Source organism: Clostridium sp. CMCC3677 (genome assembly GCF_023845585.1).
Lineage (GTDB): Bacteria > Bacillota > Clostridia > Clostridiales > Clostridiaceae > Clostridium > Clostridium aquiflavi.
Map to the genome: position 1 here is coordinate 1 of NZ_JAMQHS010000085.1, position 241 is coordinate 241.

Genomic DNA, 241 nt, shown 5'->3' on the forward strand with positions numbered 1-241 from the left:
CCATTTATTTTTAAACTCTAAAGCTAATTTCCCCACTGGTTACAGCTTTTTCATATCCATCTGCATCTTTTACAATAAGTTCACCATTATCATTTATACCAATACAAGTGACTATTTCTTCTTTATGATAAGTTATAAGCTTTGCTTTTTGGTTTAAAAGATTAGAATTTTGCCTACATATATTTAATACTTCACAAATATTATTTTCTAAAATGAATTTTTCATAAAGTGGTTCAAAATT

1 protein-coding gene is annotated in these 241 nt (G+C 25.3%); it reads right to left on the reverse strand.

Annotated elements, in window-relative coordinates; genetic code table 11:
• Positions 1-10: 10 nt before the first annotated feature.
• Positions 11-241 (reverse strand): biotin protein ligase-related protein (locus NG901_RS16830; RefSeq protein WP_502800141.1); only part of this gene is annotated, 231 nt, incomplete at its 5' end.